Genomic DNA, 16,226 nt, shown 5'->3' with positions numbered 1-16,226 from the left:
AGGAGGACAAAACAGTTGAGTAGATTGAAAGATCAGTATCAGAACGAGATCGTAGATGCTTTAACGAAAAAGTTTGGATATAAAAATATTATGGAAGTACCAAAGCTAGACAAGATCGTTGTAAACATGGGCGTTGGTGAAGCAAAAGAAAATGCAAAATTATTAGAAGCTGCTGTAAAAGACTTAGAAACGATCACAGGTCAGAAAGCAGTTACTACAAAAGCTAAAAATTCTGTTGCTAACTTCAAAATCAGAGAGGGTATGCCAATCGGATGTAAAGTTACATTAAGAGGAGAAAAAATGTATGAGTTCTTAGACCGTCTTGTGAACCTTGCATTACCTCGTGTACGTGACTTCCGTGGTATCAACCCGAATGCATTCGACGGCAGAGGAAACTATGCACTTGGTATCAAAGAGCAGTTGATCTTCCCTGAAATCGAGTACGATAAAGTTGACAAAGTAAGAGGTATGGATGTTATTTTTGTAACAACAGCAAAAACCGATGAAGAAGGCCGTGAGTTATTAACACAGTTCGGTATGCCGTTCGCAAAGTAATTAGGAGGGAATTTTAATGGCTAAAACATCTATGAAAGTAAAACAGCAGCGTAAACAGAAATTCTCTACCAGAGAATATAATCGTTGCAGAATCTGTGGTCGTCCACATGCATATTTAAGAAAATACGGCATCTGCAGAGTATGTTTCCGTGAGCTGGCATACAAAGGACAGATCCCAGGCGTGAAAAAAGCAAGCTGGTAAGGAGGAAAATTCATCATGACAATGAGCGATCCAATTGCAGATATGCTTACAAGAATCCGTAATGCAAATACTGCTAAACATGATACAGTTGATATTCCGGCATCTAAGATGAAAATTGCAATCGCTGACATCTTAGTAGATGAAGGATATATCGTAAAATATGAAATTATTGAAGAGAACAGCTTCAAGACAATCCGTGTTACATTAAAATACGGTGCAGACAAGAACGAAAAAATCATTTCCGGTATTAAAAGAATCTCCAAACCAGGACTTCGTGTATATGCTGGAAAAGACGAAATCCCTCAGGTTCTTGGTGGATTAGGAATTGCAATCCTTTCTACAAATCAGGGAATCGTAACTGACAAACAGGCTAGAAAACTTCAGGTAGGTGGAGAAGTTCTTGCATTTGTTTGGTAGCCCGAAAGCAACTTAGTGAGATCAAGCCACAGGCGCAGATCGAACTCATGACAATTGAACTGCTAATGTTCAATTGTATAGTGCGAGGGCGTTCTGTGAGATTAGCGAAGCCGAGCCAAAGGCGACGGCTGAGGTTAGCGAACAGAACATCCTTATTCCGACACTTCACGTTGCCGAGTCATAGACGAAGCTAACGTGCCAGTGGAATGGAACCAGTTCCGTCTTAGAAAAAGCAGCTAACAAGCTTCTTTTTCTGGAACGGTTGAACTAATATATACACTATCAATTAAAAAATAGGAGGTACGGGCATGTCACGTATAGGAAGAATGCCAATCGCAGTTCCAGCAGGTGTTACTGTGGATATTGCAGAAAATAATCATGTGACTGTAAAAGGTCCAAAAGGGACTCTGGAAAGAACACTTCCAGCAGAGATGGATATTAAGTTAGAAGGTTCTGAAGTTATCGTAACAAGACCTAATGATTTAAAGAAAATGAAATCTTTACATGGTTTAACCAGAACACTGATCAACAACATGGTAGTTGGTGTAACAGAAGGTTATACAAAAGAACTTGAAGTAAATGGTGTTGGTTACAGAGCATCAAAATCAGGAAACAAATTAACCTTAAACTTAGGATATTCCCATCCGGTAGAAATGATCGACCCAGAAGGTCTGGAATCTACAGTTGATGGAAATAAGATCATCGTTAAAGGTATCGATAAAGAAAAAGTTGGCCAGTACGCTGCTGAAATCAGAGATAAGAGAAGACCTGAACCTTACAAAGGAAAAGGTATCAAGTATGCTGATGAAGTTATTAGACGTAAAGTCGGTAAGACTGGTAAGAAATAAGTAAAGGAGTGGACAAAGAATGGTAAGCAAAAAATCAAGAACAGAAGTTCGTGAAAAAAAGCATAGAAGACTTCGTAATCATCTTGCCGGAACAGCAGACAGACCTCGTTTAGCTGTTTTCAGAAGCAACAATCATATGTACGCTCAGGTAATCGATGATACAGTTGGAAATACACTTGTGTCTGCTTCTACTTTAGATAAAGAAGTAAAGGCAGAACTTGAAAAAACCAATAATGTGGAAGCAGCAGCACATCTTGGAACAGTAATCGCTAAAAAAGCATTAGACAAAGGTATCAATACAGTTGTCTTTGACAGAGGCGGATTCATTTATCAAGGTAAAATCAAAGCTTTAGCTGATGCAGCTCGTGAAGCTGGGTTAGAGTTTTAGAAGGAGGAAGCGAATACATGAAACGTACAATCATTGATGCTAGTCAATTAGAATTAAACGAAAAAGTGGTATCAATCAAACGTGTAACAAAAGTTGTTAAAGGTGGACGTAACTTCCGTTTTACAGCTTTGGTTGTTGTTGGTGACAATAATGGTCATGTTGGTGCAGGTTTAGGAAAAGCATCTGAAATTCCTGAAGCAATCCGCAAAGGAAAAGAAGACGCTATGAAGAAGTTGATCGAAGTTAAGTTAGATGAGAACAATAGTATTACACATGATACTATGGGAAAACATACTGGCGCATCCGTATTATTAAAGAGAGCTCCTGAAGGTACCGGTGTTATCGCAGGTGGTCCTGCTCGTAGCGTATGTGAGCTTGCAGGTATTACAAATATCCGTACAAAATCTTTAGGATCCAACAATAAGCAGAACGTTGTACTTGCTACAATCAATGCTTTAAGCCAGTTAAAATCTCCAGAAGAAGTAGCGAAACTCCGCGGAAAATCCGTAGAAGAGATCGTGGGTTAAGGAGGCATTAAGATGGCAGAGAAATTAAAAATCACACTTGTAAAGTCTACAATCGGTGCAGTTCCAAAGAACAGAAAAACAGTTGAAGCTTTAGGTCTTAACAAGATCGGCAAAACTGTAGAAATGCCGGATAACAAGGCAGTTCGTGGAATGATCCAGAACGTTAGACATTTAGTAAAAGTAGAAGAAATCTAATTATAGGGATAAGGAGGTGTCAGAATGGATTTATCAAACTTAAGACCGGCAGAAGGTTCTGTACAGAATGATAATTTCAGAAGAGGACGTGGACACGGTTCAGGAAATGGCAAGACCGCTGGTAAAGGACACAAAGGACAGAAGGCTCGTTCAGGAGCTCCAAGACCTGGTTTTGAAGGTGGACAGATGCCATTATATAGAAGACTTCCAAAGAGAGGATTTACATGTAGAAATTCCAAAGAGATCGTTGGAATCAATATGTCTGCTCTTGAAGTATTCGACAATGATGCAGTTGTTACCGTTGACAGCTTAATCGAAGCAGGAATCGTTAAAAACCCGAGAGATGGTGTTAAGATTCTTGGCGGAGGCGAACTTACCAAGAAGCTCACTGTTCAGGTAAACGCATTCAGTGCAAGCGCAAAAGAAAAGATTGAGGCTCTTGGTGGAAAAGCAGAGGTGATCTAATGTTAAAGACACTCCGTAATGCATTTAAGATTAAAGAAATACGGAATAGATTATTCTATACGTTTTTAATGCTGATCGTCATCAGAATCGGAAGTCAGCTTCCGGTTCCTGGTGTCGACAGGGATGTATTTGCGAACTGGTTTGCTACACAGAGTGGTGATGCATTCAGTTTCTTTGATGCAGTGACAGGTGGTTCTTTTGAACAGATGTCAATTTTTGCATTAAATATTACACCGTACATTACATCTTCTATTATTATGCAGCTTTTAACGATCGCAATTCCAAAACTGGAGGAGATCCAGAAAGACGGTGAAGAAGGCAGAAAGAAAATTGCTGAGATCACCCGTTATGTTACGATCGGACTTGCACTTATCGAATCTGTCGCTATGGCGGTCGGATTTGGAAGAAGCGGATATTTAGCAGAGTATAATGCCTTGAACGTCATTATGGTTGTAGTAACTTTAACTGCTGGTTCCGCAGTACTTATGTGGTTAGGTGAGCGTATCACAGAAAATGGTGTTGGAAATGGTATTTCTATCGTACTTATCATCAATATTATTTCCCGTCTGCCACAGGATTTTACCACGTTATACGAACAGTTCATTGTAGGACAGAGTGTTCCGGCAAAGGCTGTATTAGCAGCAGTGATTATTGTTGCAGTTATTATCGCAGTTGTTGTATTCGTTATTTTCCTTCAGGATGCTGAAAGAAGAATTCCGGTACAGTATTCAAAGAAGATTCAGGGTAGAAAACAGGTTGGCGGTCAGTCAAGCCATATTCCACTTAAGGTAAATACCGGTGGTGTTATCCCAGTCATCTTTGCACAGTCACTGATGCAGACACCAGTCATCATTGCTTCACTGTTAGGCAAAGGCAATGGTTCAGGAGTAGGAAGCAAGATCTTAAAAGGTTTATCACAGTCTAACTGGTGTAATCCGCAAGAGCCGATCTATTCCATCGGACTGGTAGTTTATATCGCACTTATCATCGCATTTGCATATTTCTATACATCGATCACATTCAATCCATTAGAGATTGCAAATAACATGAAAAAACAGGGTGGTTTCATTCCGGGTATCCGTCCGGGAAAACCGACAAGCGATTATTTAACAAAAATTTTAAATTACATTGTCTTTATAGGTGCTGTTGGTTTATCCATCGTTGCATTTATGCCAATCTTCTTTAGTGGTGTGTTTAATGCAAATATTTCATTTGGTGGTACATCTATCATCATTATCGTAGGTGTAGTTGTTGAAACAATTAAACAGATTGAATCACAGATGTTGGTACGAAACTATAAAGGTTTTTTAAATAACTAATACTATACATTTGGAGATACTGGCTTTTGCCGTATCTCCAAATGTGCTATTATTTTCTTATTGTCTGAAAGGAGAAGAATACTATGAAGATTATCATGTTAGGTGCTCCGGGAGCAGGAAAAGGAACACAGGCAAAACAGATCGCAGAAAAATATTCAATCCCGCATATTTCCACTGGAGATATTTTCCGTGCCAATATCAAAAACGGCACAGAACTCGGAAAGAAAGCAAAAACATATATGGATCAGGGACTTTTAGTACCGGATGAACTGACTTGTGACTTAGTTGTCGACAGGATCAAACAGGATGACTGTAAGAAGGGTTTCATTTTAGATGGTTTCCCAAGAACAATCCCACAGGCAGAAGCACTGGATGCTGCATTAAGCAAAATGGGCGAGAAAATGGATTATGCCATTGACGTTGATGTACCGGATGAGAATATCGTACGTCGTATGGGCGGCAGAAGGGTCTGCTTAAACTGTGGAGCAACATATCATATTGTAAGTATCCCTACAAAAGTAGAAGGCATTTGTGATAAATGTGGCAGCGAAGTTGTTTTAAGAGATGATGATAAGCCGGAAACTGTTCAGAAACGTTTAAGCGTATACCATGAGCAGACACAGCCGTTGATCGACTACTATAACAGGCAGGGCATTTTGAAAACTGTAAACGGAACACGTCCATTAGAAGAAGTGTTTGCGGATATTGTCACAATTTTAGGAGCTTAGTATATGCCAGTAACAGTGAAATCAGCCCGTGAGATAGAACTTATGCGGGCGGCCGGTAAGATTCTTGGAAAAGTACATCAGGATCTTGGAAAATCATTGAAGCCGGGGATGACTACATTAGAGATTGACCGTATCGGAGAAGAAATGATCCGAAGCTATGGCTGTATCCCTTCTTTTAAAAATTATCAGGGATATCCGGCATCTGTCTGCGTATCGGTAAATGATGAAGTGGTACATGGGATTCCAAGCGCAAAACATATGATCAAAGAAGGCGATATCGTAAGTTTAGATATCGGTGTAATCTATAAAGGCTATCATTCGGATGCAGCAAGAACACATGGAGTCGGTGAGATATCTAAAGCAGCAAGTCAGTTGATCCTTCACACAAGAGAGAGTTTCTTTGCAGGAATGAGATATGCGACCGCAGGAAATCATCTGCATCAGATATCCGCAGCCGTTGGAAACTATGCAGCACATTATGGATATGGAGTTGTACGTGATCTCGTTGGCCATGGGATCGGATCTCATCTCCATGAGGAGCCGGAGATACCGAATTATCCGAAACTGACAAGAGGCATCAGACTTCGTTCCGGTATGACATTAGCGGTGGAACCGATGATTAATGAAGGAACAGCAAATGTGGAATGGTTAGATGATGACTGGACAGTCGTAACACAGGACGGCAGATTATCCGCCCACTATGAAAATACCATCTTGATCACAAAAGGAAAACCGGAAATTTTATCCATTACGGAGGATGAGATTGCAGAAGGTATCTGGACACCGGGAGGGAATGTATGAAGATAGAACTGGCAAAATCCTTATCCGGACATGATAAAGACGAGATCTATCTGATCCTAAAACAGGAAGAACGTTTTGCATGGCTGGTGAATGGAACCACACATACCCTTTTAAAACCTAAAAAGAAAAATACGAAGCATTTTCAGATTATAAAGCAGATTCCCACAGAGGTTGTAAGCCAGATAGAAGAAAATGCATGGAATGATGATACCATACGGTTAGCAGTCAAAAAATATAAACGATCAATCAATAAGTAGGAGGCAAATAAAAAATGTCAAAAGCAGATGTAATTGAAGTAGAAGGAACAGTAGTTGAAAAACTTCCAAACGCAATGTTTCAGGTGGAGTTAGAAAACGGACACCAGATCTTAGCACATATCAGTGGTAAATTAAGAATGAATTTCATTCGTATTTTACCGGGAGATAAAGTAACGATTGAAATGTCCCCATATGATCTGACAAAGGGAAGGATCATCTGGAGAGATAAATAAAAACTGTCCAAAAATGTAGTTGACTCCAAAGAATCACTATGCTATAATGATAAACGGACGTTTTTGGAAACCCGTGGATATTTTATGTAATATTCACTGCACAGGGTACTTGTAGGAAAGGAGGATTTGCTGTGAAGGTAAGATCATCAGTTAAACCTATTTGCGAAAAATGCAAGGTAATTAAGAGAAAAGGAAGCATCAGAATTATCTGTGAAAATCCAAAACACAAACAAAGACAGGGTTAATTTCCGGTCAAAGTAATTATGTGCGGCTGCAGCGGAACACCGGGATAGGTTGTTGACGCTGTTCATAATAACACAGTACATTGTACTGACGCAGTCTGTTTCCGGATTAACATACCGAAGTCCGGTCAGACGTCTTTTGATTTTAGGTTATGGATTTCTATGTGATGTGATCCCATAGAAATCAAAAATGAGGATGAAAGCATATGCTTTCAAAAGAAAGGCAATGAGTGTATGCACAACATTTCAGGCCGGGGAACCGGAGCTGCATAGGGTTGTTGTCTGGATCAGTAAGAGGTTAAAGAGAGAAACGGCTTTAACGATTTTTTTAGATTTTTATAGGAGGTAGCGACGAATGGCTCGTATCGCAGGTGTAGATTTACCAAGAGAAAAACGTGTCGAAATCGGTTTAACTTACATTTACGGAATCGGTAGAACAAGCTCTAACCGTATTCTTGCAGCAGCAAATGTAAATCCTGATACACGTTGTCGTGATTTAACAGACGAAGAAGTAAAAAGAATTAGTGAAGTAATTGATGAAACACAGACTGTAGAAGGTGATTTAAGAAGAGAGATCGCTTTAAACATCAAAAGACTTCAGGAAATCGGATGCTATCGTGGAATCCGTCATAGAAAAGGACTTCCGGTTCGTGGTCAGAAGACAAAGACAAATGCAAGAACCAGAAAAGGTCCAAAGAGAACTGTTGCTAATAAGAAAAAGTAGAGCACTTAGCGAAAGCAAGCTGATAAGCGCAGCTTGAGGTTAGTGCGAACTTCCTTAGTTACACAGTGATACAATAAACACACGAGTAATTCAATTTAGTAATTACCAGTAATTCAATAATAATCATATAGAAAGTAGGTTAGTTTTATTATGGCTAAAGTTACAAAAAAAGTGACAAAAAAGCGCGTTAAGAAAAACGTTGAACGCGGACAGGCACATATTCAGTCATCTTTTAACAATACAATCGTAACAATCACAGATGCTGAGGGTAATGCTTTATCATGGGCAAGTGCTGGTGGTCTTGGTTTCAGAGGTTCAAGGAAATCTACTCCATATGCTGCACAGATGGCAGCTGAAACTGCAACCAAAGCAGCATTAGTTCATGGCTTAAAATCAGTAGATGTTATGGTAAAAGGACCGGGATCAGGAAGGGAAGCAGCAATCCGTGCACTTTCTGCATGTGGTCTTGAAGTAACAAGTATCAGAGACGTAACACCAGTTCCTCATAACGGATGTCGTCCACCAAAACGTAGAAGAGTCTAATCTAATAGGAGGGATAGTCTAAGATGGCAGTAAATAAAGTTCCTGTTCTTAAAAGATGCAGATCACTTGGTTTAGATCCAATTTACTTAGGAATAGATAAAAAATCAAACAGAGAATTAAAAAGAGCAAATAAGAAGATTTCTGAATATGGTCTTCAGTTAAGAGAAAAACAGAAAGCAAAATTCATTTACGGAGTATTAGAGAAACCTTTCCATAATTACTATGAGAAAGCTGATCAGATGAAAGGCATGACTGGTGAAAACCTCATGACTATGTTAGAGAGCAGACTCGATAACGTAATTTTCCGTATGGGATTAGCTAGAACAAGACGTGAATCCAGACAGATCGTTGGACATAAGTTTGTTACTGTAAATGGTAAGAGTGTAAATATTCCATCTTATCTGGTAAAAGCTGGCGATGTGATCGAGATCAGAGAAAAGAGCAAAGGACTTCAGAGATTTAAGGATATTGTTGAAGTAACAGGCGGAAGATTAGTTCCTGAATGGATTGATATGGATGCAGAGAATCTTAAAGGAGTTGTAAAAGAATTACCTTCCAGAGATCAGATTGATGTACCTGTTGACGAAATGCTTATCGTCGAGTTATATAGTAAGTAATCTGAATTTGGCAGATTGAGATAGGCATATACCCGAAAAAGGAGGGCTTTGTAGTGTTCGATTTTGAAAAACCGAAAATTGAGATCGCTGAAATTTCAGAAGACAAAAAGTATGGAAGATTTGTCGTAGAACCTTTAGAGAGAGGCTATGGTACAACATTAGGTAACTCTCTTAGAAGAATCATGCTTTCTTCCTTACCGGGTGCAGCGGTAAGTCAGGTAAAGATTGATGGTGTATTACACGAATTCAGTTCTATACCGGGCGTAAAAGAAGATGTGACAGAAATTATCATGAACATCAAGAATCTTGCACTGAAAAATACATGTCCGACAGATGAGCCAAAAGTTGCTTACATTGAATTTGAGGGTGAAGGCGTTGTTACGGCTGCTGATATTCAGGCAGATCCTGATATTCAGATATTAAATCCGGAATTGGTCATTGCCAATTTAAACGGTGGAGCTGACTGCAAACTGTATATGGAACTTACCATTACAAAAGGCAGAGGTTATGTCAGTGCAGAGAAGAATAAATCTGAAGATGTGCCGATCGGTGTCATTGCGATCGATTCCATTTACACTCCGGTAGAGCGTGTCAATTTAACCGTTCAGAATACCCGAGTAGGTCAGATTACTGATTACGATAAACTCACATTAGATGTATATACCAATGGTACATTAGAACCGGACGAAGCAGTAAGTTTAGCTGCTAAGGTTTTAAGTGAACATCTGAATCTCTTTATTAACCTTTCTGAAACAGCAATCGCTGCAGAGGTTATGGTAGAGAAAGAAGACGATGCAAAAGGCAAAGTCTTAGAAATGAATATTGACGAACTTGAATTATCAGTACGTTCTTACAACTGCTTAAAGAGAGCAGGTATCAATACCGTTGAAGAACTTACAAACCGTACACCGGAAGATATGATGAAAGTTCGTAACCTTGGACGTAAGTCCTTAGAAGAAGTATTAGCAAAATTAAAAGAATTAGGTCTTCACTTAAATCAGAGCGAAGACATTTAAGATTCATATATGGCAGGATTTGTAAGTCCAAAGAGCAAAGTCCTGTCATCTCATGAAGTGGAATCAGGCAGCGATTGCAGGCAATGCAAAACTGCATTGCATAAGATCGTTACAGAAACAGTAAGTGCACCTATATGCAGCATTCGGACAGTAAGACCAATGAGCGTGCCGGATGTACCACAAAAAGGAGAATAGAAAAATGGCAAAATATAGAAAATTAGGAAGAACATCTTCCCAGAGAAAAGCTTTATTAAGAGGACAGGTAACATCTTTGATCGCAAGCAAAGACGGTAAGATTGTTACAACAGAAGCAAAAGCAAAAGAAGTACAGAAAATCGTTGAAGGCATCATCGCTTTAGCAGTAAAAGAAAAAGATAACTTTGAAGAAGTTACTGTAAAAGCAAAAGTTGCCCGCAAAGATAAAGATGGCAAAAGAGTAAAAGAAGTTGTAGATGGTAAGAAAGTTACTGTATATGACGAAGTTGAAAAAACAATCAAGAAAGATAAGCCATCCCGTCTTCATGCAAGACGTGAAATGTTAAAAGTTCTTTATTCAGCAAAAGATGTTCCGACAGAAGCTGCTGGTAGAAAGAAAAATACAAAAGAGATCGATCTTGTAGCAAAATTATTTGATGAAATTGCTCCAAAATATGCAGATCGTAACGGTGGTTATACAAGAATCGTTAAGATCGGTCAGCGTAAAGGTGACGGTGCATTAGAAGTTCTTTTAGAGCTTGTATAAGATTGATATTGTAAGAATTGAAACTCCGGTTGTTAGAGACCGGAGTTTTTTGACATATAAGAAAGGAAAAGGAATCCATATGTTACCGGAATTATTTAAGATTGGGCCAGTTACGATTTACAGTTATGGGCTGATGATCGCCATAGGTGTAATTGTGGCATTGTATTTAGGAGAGCATGAAGCAAAGAAAAGTGGTTTAGCAGAGGATGGATTTATCACCACAATGGGAGTGATCGCTGTCGCAGGAGGCTTTTTAGGAGCAAAGATATTATATCTGATCACGATCTTACCAGAACTAATTAAGAATCCGTCGATCATTCTGCATGAGTTATCAAATGGATTTGTGGTATATGGCGGTCTGATCGGTGGGATTTTGACAGCGTATGTATATTGCAGGATCAAAAAGGTGGATTTCTGGGCAGCATTTGATATTGCAGCTCCGGTGATCGCATTGGCACAGGGATTTGGAAGGATAGGCTGCTTTTTAGCAGGCTGCTGTTATGGAAAACACACAGACAGTATCTTTGGAGTTGAATTTGAGAATTCTCTCTATGCACCGGTGGGAATTAAAGTATTTCCGATACAGCTTGTTTCTTCAGGACTCGATTTTCTGAATTTTGTTTTCCTGTATTATTTGTGGAAAAAGAAAGATATGAAACGTGGAACGATCGGTGCTGTCTATATTATGACATACAGTATCGGACGGTTTGTACTTGAATTTTTCCGGGGAGATTTAGAAAGAGGTTCTGTGGGTAGTTTATCAACCTCGCAGTTTATATCTATTTTTACATTAGTGGCAGGCGTGGTATTATTCTTTTACCGCAGAAAAAAAGATGAATAAGTGGTATCCACTTATTCATCTTCCGGCTGATATAAAGGCAGAGAAAAGATGAACTCCGTACCAACGCCTTCGGTACTGATAACATTGATATTTTCCTTGTGAGCCTGAATGATCTCTTTTACGATTGAAAGTCCAAGACCGGTACCTTTCTTGTCTTTGCCTCTTGAGAGATCGGTCTTATAAAAGCGTTCCCAGATCTTATTGATGCTGTCATTCGGAATACCGATTCCCCGATCCTTGACAGAAATAAAGATTTTCTCATTTTTTACCGTAGTCTCAATCGTAATGACCGAATCCGATGATGAGAATTTGATTGCATTGTCGATCAGATTATAGACCACACGCTGGATCTTACTCATATCGGCACGGGCAAACAATGTCTGTCCGGTTAAGATCAGTTCAAACGAAATACGTTTATTCTTACAGATTCCCTCAAAAGTCTGAACCGTCATTTTTATCATATAATTCACATCAAATGTTGTAATATCAAGGATCATTCCCCGTCTGCCATATTTATTCAGTTCCAACAGGCTTTTTGTCAGCTTGTTTAAGCGTTCTGTTTCAAATAGAATGATATTTAAGTATTTTTCCTGATTTTCAACAGGAATCGTACCATCAAGCATAGCCTCTACATAACCTTTGATGGAAGTTAATGGGGAACGGAAATCATGTGATACATTCGAAACAAATTTCCGCTGATCTTCCTCTAAAGTATTCAGTTCATTTGCCATATAACTTAAGGAAGCCGCCAGATAACCGATCTCGTCATTGGAATGTACATCGACAGGGTGTTCAAAGTTGCCGGAGGCGTATTCATTTGCTGCTTTTGTGATCTTTTTGATCGGATGGATGATCGTATAGGCGAAGATGGCAAGCAGCATAAATGCACAGAGAAACAGGATCGCCAATGTGAGATAGGCAATATCCAAAAGCCCTTCTGTATAGGTATGCAGCCGCTCAATCGGTTTATGTATAAAGACATATCCACGCACATGGTAATTGATTGAGATCGGTGCGAATACACTCAGCTGTTCTTCATCAAAGTAATTATAAAATTTTCCGGTCTGATAATAGCGGTTGCCAAAATCCCCGATGTCAAAACTATCGATATGATCTAAGTTTAAAAGATCGGTTTTTTTTGCTGAATTTACCAGAATATCGCCATTTGTACTGACTACCCAGATATCCGCAGAGAGATAGTTGTCTAAGGCTTTTAAGCGGTCTTCAAAAACAGCAAGCGTGATGTCATTGCTGTAATAACTGACGGCATAGTCAGAAGCTACCAGATTCACTTCTTTATAGAGATTAGACACTTCTTTCTGCTCAATATATTCAAAAGAAAAATGGGCTGTAAACGTGGAAATGACGATAAATCCCAGAATACCAAATAGTAAATAGCCGCCAAGCAGCTTGGGATAGATTGTTTTTTTCATAAGATCACCCATTTACCTCGAATTTATAGCCAATGCCCCAGACGGTTGCAAGACTCCATGAAGCATTGTCTTTTATTTTTTCACGCAGACGTTTGACATGAACGTCTACGGTACGGGTATCACCGATGTATTCATAGCCCCAGATATGGTCTAAAAGCTGTTCTCTGGTAAATACCTGATTCGGAGAGGAAGCAAGGAAATAGAGGAGTTCTAATTCTTTTGGCGGCATATCGACCGGCTGTCCGTTGTAAAGTACGGAATAATTCGACAGATTTACAACAAGTCCCGGATATTCCACGCATTTGATGTTGACCGTGACAGGTTCATTTTTTGCCACAGGCTGATAACGTCTTAAGACAGCTTTGACACGGGCAACTAATTCTTTGGAATCGAACGGCTTCATAATATAGTCATCTGCTCCAAGTTCTAAGCCTAAGACTTTGTCAAAGATTTCACCTTTGGCAGAGAGCATGATGATCGGCGTATCGGATTTGCTGCGGATCTCGCGGCAGACTTGATAACCGTCAATGCCCGGAAGCATCAGATCTAAAAGGATCAGATTCGGTGCATACTGCTCAAATGCCATCAGGGCTTCTTCCCCATCATTGACGGTTTTTGTATCAAAACATTCTTTTGTCAGATAAAGCGAGATCAGTTCTGCAATATTGACATCATCGTCGACAATTAGTATTTTCTGTTTTGCAACCATGAGTACCTCCTATATATTCATAAAATTACTTGAATTCTGCGATCGTGACACCGGCATCACCTTCACCAAATTCTCCAAGATGGAAAGATTTGATATATTTCTGCCGTTTTAAGTGCTTTTGTACTGCCGCGCGCAGGGCTCCGGTACCCTTGCCATGTACAATGCGGACAGAAGAAAGATGTGCAAGGTAGGCATCGTCTAAATATTTATCCAAAAGAGCGATTGCTTCATCGGTTGTTTTGCCGATCAGATTGATCTCTGTGGAAACAGAAGCAGATTTACTCATTTTGATCTTACCTGCACTGGTTTTGGCATATTTTTTGCTGGTCGGAGAAGTATCTTCTTCTAATAAGACCAGATCATTGATATTTACAAGAGAACGCAAAATACCCATCTGTACATACAGATCACCCTTCGCATTCGGGAGTGTGTGTACCGTTCCGGTCAGATTCATCGAAAGCACTTTGACAGAATCACCGATACGGAGTTTTTTCGGGGCACGGTGATTTGGAACGTTATCATTTTTCTTTTTAGAAAGCTGTGCCTGTGTATCAGACATTTTTTTGCGGAGCTTTGTACGTTCCTTTTCCATTTCACTTGCCGGTGCATGGATCTGTCCGAATTTATTGAAATTACGGATACTTTCATCGGCTAAGTCTTTGGCTTCTTTTAAGATTGCAAGAGCCTGTTCATTTGCTTCCTTTAAGATTTTATCACGACTGCTTTCAATACGTTCCTGTTTCTGCTCTAAACGCTGCTTCAATGAGGCAATTTCCCGCTTGTAGGAGTTGATCTCTGCCTGTTCTTTTTCAATCGTCAGACGGCTGTGTTCAAGATCTGAGAGCAGATCTTCAAAATTCGCTTCGGATTCTGTGATCCTGCTTTTTGCATCTTCGATCAGATCAGGTGCTAAGCCGAGTTTTCCGGAAATCGCAAAAGCGTTACTTTTTCCCGGAATACCGATCAGCAGGCGGTAAGTAGGGCTTAAGGTTTCTACAGAAAATTCACAGCAGGCATTTTCCACACCATCTGTAGAAAGTGCAAATACTTTGATCTCACTGTAATGTGTGGTTGCCATTGTGCGGATACCGCGTTCATGGAGCCTTGATAAAATAGAAATCGCAAGTGCAGCACCTTCTGTCGGATCAGTTCCGGCACACAATTCATCAAATAAAACAAAAGATTTCTCGTTGGCATGTTTTAAAATGGATACGATATTTGTCATATGGGAAGAAAAAGTACTCAAATTCTGCTCAATACTCTGTTCATCTCCGATATCTGCAAATACATCTTCAAAAACAGCAAGTTCCGAACGGTCATTTGCCGGAATATGAAGTCCTGCCTGTCCCATCAGAGTAAAGAGCCCGACAGTCTTTAATGATACCGTTTTACCACCCGTATTCGGTCCTGTGACGATCAGAAGGTCAAACGTATCACCGAGCATCACATCAATAGGAACAACTTTTTTCGGATTTAACAGCGGGTGTCTGCCTTTTCGGATATTGATGCGTCCGTTGGTATTAAAAATAGGAGCAACACCGTTGTGAATTTTTGCTAACTGTGCTTTTGCAAAAATAAAATCTAATGTGGTTAAGATCTTGTAATCATCATTGATAAGTGCTGCATATTCATAGACTTTGACACTAAGGTCTGCCAGAATGACTTCGATCTCTTTTGCTTCTTTTAAAAATAATTCTTTTAACTCGTTATTCAGGTTGACAACAGCCGCAGGTTCGATAAACAGAGTAGAACCGCTTGAGGACTGGTCGTGGATCATACCCGGGACCTGATTTTTTGCCTCTGCCCTGACCGGAAGACAATATCTGCCATCACGCATCGTGATCACGGCATCCTGCAGATAACCGCTGCCGTTAGCCTGATTCATAACTTTATTCATCTGTGTACGGATACGTTCATTCATACCACCGATCGAGCGGCGGATCGACCGCAATGTGCTGCTGGCATCGTCACTGACTTCGTCTTCGGAGAGAATACAGCGTTTGATCTCGTCATTGAGCGGAGTGAGCGGTTCTAATACCTCAAACATATCGTCTAAAGAATCTTTTTTCTCATCGGTAAGGTCCATTCGGCTGAAATTCTTTGCCCGCTTTGCAACTTCAAGTAAAGAGCTGATCTGTAAAAACTCAGACATACTGAGGCTGCCACCGATCTCTAAACGCTTCAAAGAAGCACTGACAGGGTGAATACCGGAAAAAGAAAGACTGCCTTTTTTAAATATCCGTAAAAGTGCATCATCTGTCTGCCGCTGTGCGGTATTGATCGCTTCAAGGTCGGTCATCGGCAGTAGATTACGGCACTGTTCTTTTGCGGCCTGACTATAGGCAAACTCTGTCAGGGTATCTATGATCTTATCATATTCTAATGTGTGTAATGCTTTTTTGTTCATGTATATATCCTCGATAA

Annotated in this window: 23 protein-coding genes; 20 read left to right on the top strand and 3 right to left on the bottom strand. The window is 39.9% G+C overall.

Going from position 1 to position 16,226, the window contains the following annotated elements:
* The first annotated feature begins 15 nt into the window (after nt 1-15).
* The 20 genes from rplE to lgt all read left to right on the top strand — a co-directional run bounded on the left by rplE (nt 16) and on the right by lgt (nt 11,660).
* Nucleotides 16-555, top strand: coding sequence for a 50S ribosomal protein L5 (gene rplE, locus H8S17_RS14135; RefSeq protein WP_178051118.1), 540 nt, complete (start codon nt 16-18; stop codon nt 553-555).
* Between the two features lie 16 nt (nt 556-571).
* Nucleotides 572-757 (top strand): type Z 30S ribosomal protein S14, encoded by a 186-nt coding sequence (locus H8S17_RS14130; RefSeq protein ID WP_178051117.1) that lies wholly within the window; start codon nt 572-574, stop codon nt 755-757.
* A gap of 15 nt (nt 758-772) precedes the next feature.
* The gene (gene rpsH, locus H8S17_RS14125) at nt 773-1,174 is read left to right on the top strand and encodes a 30S ribosomal protein S8 (RefSeq protein ID WP_178051116.1); all 402 of its coding nucleotides are present in this window, start codon (nt 773-775) and stop codon (nt 1,172-1,174) included.
* Between the two features lie 308 nt (nt 1,175-1,482).
* Nucleotides 1,483-2,022 (top strand): 50S ribosomal protein L6, encoded by a 540-nt coding sequence (rplF, locus tag H8S17_RS14120; RefSeq protein WP_178051115.1) that lies wholly within the window; start codon nt 1,483-1,485, stop codon nt 2,020-2,022.
* A 19-nt stretch (nt 2,023-2,041) separates the two neighbouring features.
* Nucleotides 2,042-2,410, top strand: coding sequence for a 50S ribosomal protein L18 (gene rplR, locus H8S17_RS14115; protein WP_178051114.1), 369 nt, complete (start codon nt 2,042-2,044; stop codon nt 2,408-2,410).
* A 17-nt stretch (nt 2,411-2,427) separates the two neighbouring features.
* Entirely contained in the window at nt 2,428-2,937 is a 510-nt protein-coding gene (gene rpsE / locus H8S17_RS14110; protein WP_178051113.1) for a 30S ribosomal protein S5, read from the top strand.
* A 12-nt stretch (nt 2,938-2,949) separates the two neighbouring features.
* Nucleotides 2,950-3,132: a 50S ribosomal protein L30 gene (rpmD, locus tag H8S17_RS14105; protein WP_120407299.1), complete on the top strand. Its 183-nt coding sequence runs from the start codon at nt 2,950-2,952 to the stop codon at nt 3,130-3,132.
* Nucleotides 3,133-3,156: 24 nt separating this feature from the next.
* The gene (rplO, locus tag H8S17_RS14100) at nt 3,157-3,597 is read left to right on the top strand and encodes a 50S ribosomal protein L15 (RefSeq protein ID WP_178051112.1); all 441 of its coding nucleotides are present in this window, start codon (nt 3,157-3,159) and stop codon (nt 3,595-3,597) included.
* Nucleotides 3,597-4,916, top strand: coding sequence for a preprotein translocase subunit SecY (gene secY / locus H8S17_RS14095; RefSeq protein ID WP_186867713.1), 1,320 nt, complete (start codon nt 3,597-3,599; stop codon nt 4,914-4,916). The genes rplO and secY overlap by 1 nt, the downstream gene beginning before the upstream one ends.
* Before the next feature lie 83 nt (nt 4,917-4,999).
* On the top strand, nt 5,000-5,644 hold the full coding sequence (locus H8S17_RS14090) for an adenylate kinase (RefSeq protein ID WP_186867712.1): 645 nt from the start codon (nt 5,000-5,002) through the stop codon (nt 5,642-5,644).
* Nucleotides 5,645-5,647: 3 nt separating this feature from the next.
* A complete protein-coding gene (gene map / locus H8S17_RS14085; protein WP_186867711.1) occupies nt 5,648-6,445 on the top strand; it encodes a type I methionyl aminopeptidase in 798 nt (265 codons plus the stop codon).
* Nucleotides 6,442-6,702, top strand: coding sequence for a KOW domain-containing RNA-binding protein (locus tag H8S17_RS14080; protein ID WP_186867710.1), 261 nt, complete (start codon nt 6,442-6,444; stop codon nt 6,700-6,702). Before map ends, H8S17_RS14080 begins: the two co-directional genes overlap by 4 nt.
* Nucleotides 6,703-6,716: 14 nt before the next feature.
* Nucleotides 6,717-6,935 (top strand): translation initiation factor IF-1, encoded by a 219-nt coding sequence (gene infA, locus H8S17_RS14075; RefSeq protein WP_016213352.1) that lies wholly within the window; start codon nt 6,717-6,719, stop codon nt 6,933-6,935.
* 131 nt (nt 6,936-7,066) lie between these two features.
* Nucleotides 7,067-7,180 carry a 50S ribosomal protein L36 gene (rpmJ, locus tag H8S17_RS14070; protein WP_003022746.1) on the top strand — a complete coding sequence of 38 codons (114 nt, stop codon included), beginning with the start codon at nt 7,067-7,069 and terminating at the stop codon, nt 7,178-7,180.
* 352 nt (nt 7,181-7,532) lie between these two features.
* Nucleotides 7,533-7,901, top strand: coding sequence for a 30S ribosomal protein S13 (rpsM, locus tag H8S17_RS14065; protein WP_178051107.1), 369 nt, complete (start codon nt 7,533-7,535; stop codon nt 7,899-7,901).
* A gap of 150 nt (nt 7,902-8,051) precedes the next feature.
* A complete protein-coding gene (rpsK, locus tag H8S17_RS14060; protein WP_120407293.1) occupies nt 8,052-8,444 on the top strand; it encodes a 30S ribosomal protein S11 in 393 nt (130 codons plus the stop codon).
* A gap of 23 nt (nt 8,445-8,467) precedes the next feature.
* Nucleotides 8,468-9,061: a 30S ribosomal protein S4 gene (gene rpsD / locus H8S17_RS14055; RefSeq protein WP_186867709.1), complete on the top strand. Its 594-nt coding sequence runs from the start codon at nt 8,468-8,470 to the stop codon at nt 9,059-9,061.
* 53 nt (nt 9,062-9,114) lie between these two features.
* Nucleotides 9,115-10,077 carry a DNA-directed RNA polymerase subunit alpha gene (locus H8S17_RS14050; protein ID WP_178051105.1) on the top strand — a complete coding sequence of 321 codons (963 nt, stop codon included), beginning with the start codon at nt 9,115-9,117 and terminating at the stop codon, nt 10,075-10,077.
* A 199-nt stretch (nt 10,078-10,276) separates the two neighbouring features.
* The gene (locus tag H8S17_RS14045; protein WP_186867708.1) at nt 10,277-10,819 is read left to right on the top strand and encodes a bL17 family ribosomal protein; all 543 of its coding nucleotides are present in this window, start codon (nt 10,277-10,279) and stop codon (nt 10,817-10,819) included.
* Between the two features lie 49 nt (nt 10,820-10,868).
* Nucleotides 10,869-11,660 (top strand): prolipoprotein diacylglyceryl transferase, encoded by a 792-nt coding sequence (lgt, locus tag H8S17_RS14040; RefSeq protein WP_330595801.1) that lies wholly within the window; start codon nt 10,869-10,871, stop codon nt 11,658-11,660.
* A gap of 11 nt (nt 11,661-11,671) precedes the next feature.
* On the opposite strand, the gene H8S17_RS14035 is transcribed toward lgt, so the two are convergent.
* Genes H8S17_RS14035 through H8S17_RS14025 form a run of 3 tightly spaced genes read right to left on the bottom strand, consistent with a single transcriptional unit; the run spans nt 11,672 to nt 16,209 of the window.
* Nucleotides 11,672-13,093 (bottom strand): HAMP domain-containing sensor histidine kinase, encoded by a 1,422-nt coding sequence (locus H8S17_RS14035; RefSeq protein WP_186867707.1) that lies wholly within the window; start codon nt 13,091-13,093, stop codon nt 11,672-11,674.
* A 4-nt stretch (nt 13,094-13,097) separates the two neighbouring features.
* Entirely contained in the window at nt 13,098-13,802 is a 705-nt protein-coding gene (locus H8S17_RS14030) for a response regulator transcription factor (protein WP_178051101.1), read from the bottom strand.
* Nucleotides 13,803-13,827: 25 nt separating this feature from the next.
* Nucleotides 13,828-16,209, bottom strand: a complete 2,382-nt coding sequence (locus tag H8S17_RS14025) for an endonuclease MutS2 (RefSeq protein WP_186867706.1) — start codon at nt 16,207-16,209, stop codon at nt 13,828-13,830.
* Nucleotides 16,210-16,226 lie beyond the last annotated feature (17 nt).

This window comes from Roseburia zhanii (genome assembly GCF_014287635.1).
GTDB lineage: Bacteria > Bacillota > Clostridia > Lachnospirales > Lachnospiraceae > Roseburia_B > Roseburia_B zhanii.
The sequence above is the reverse complement of the archived record's forward strand: the minus strand, read 5'-3'. Positions and strand labels throughout refer to the sequence as shown.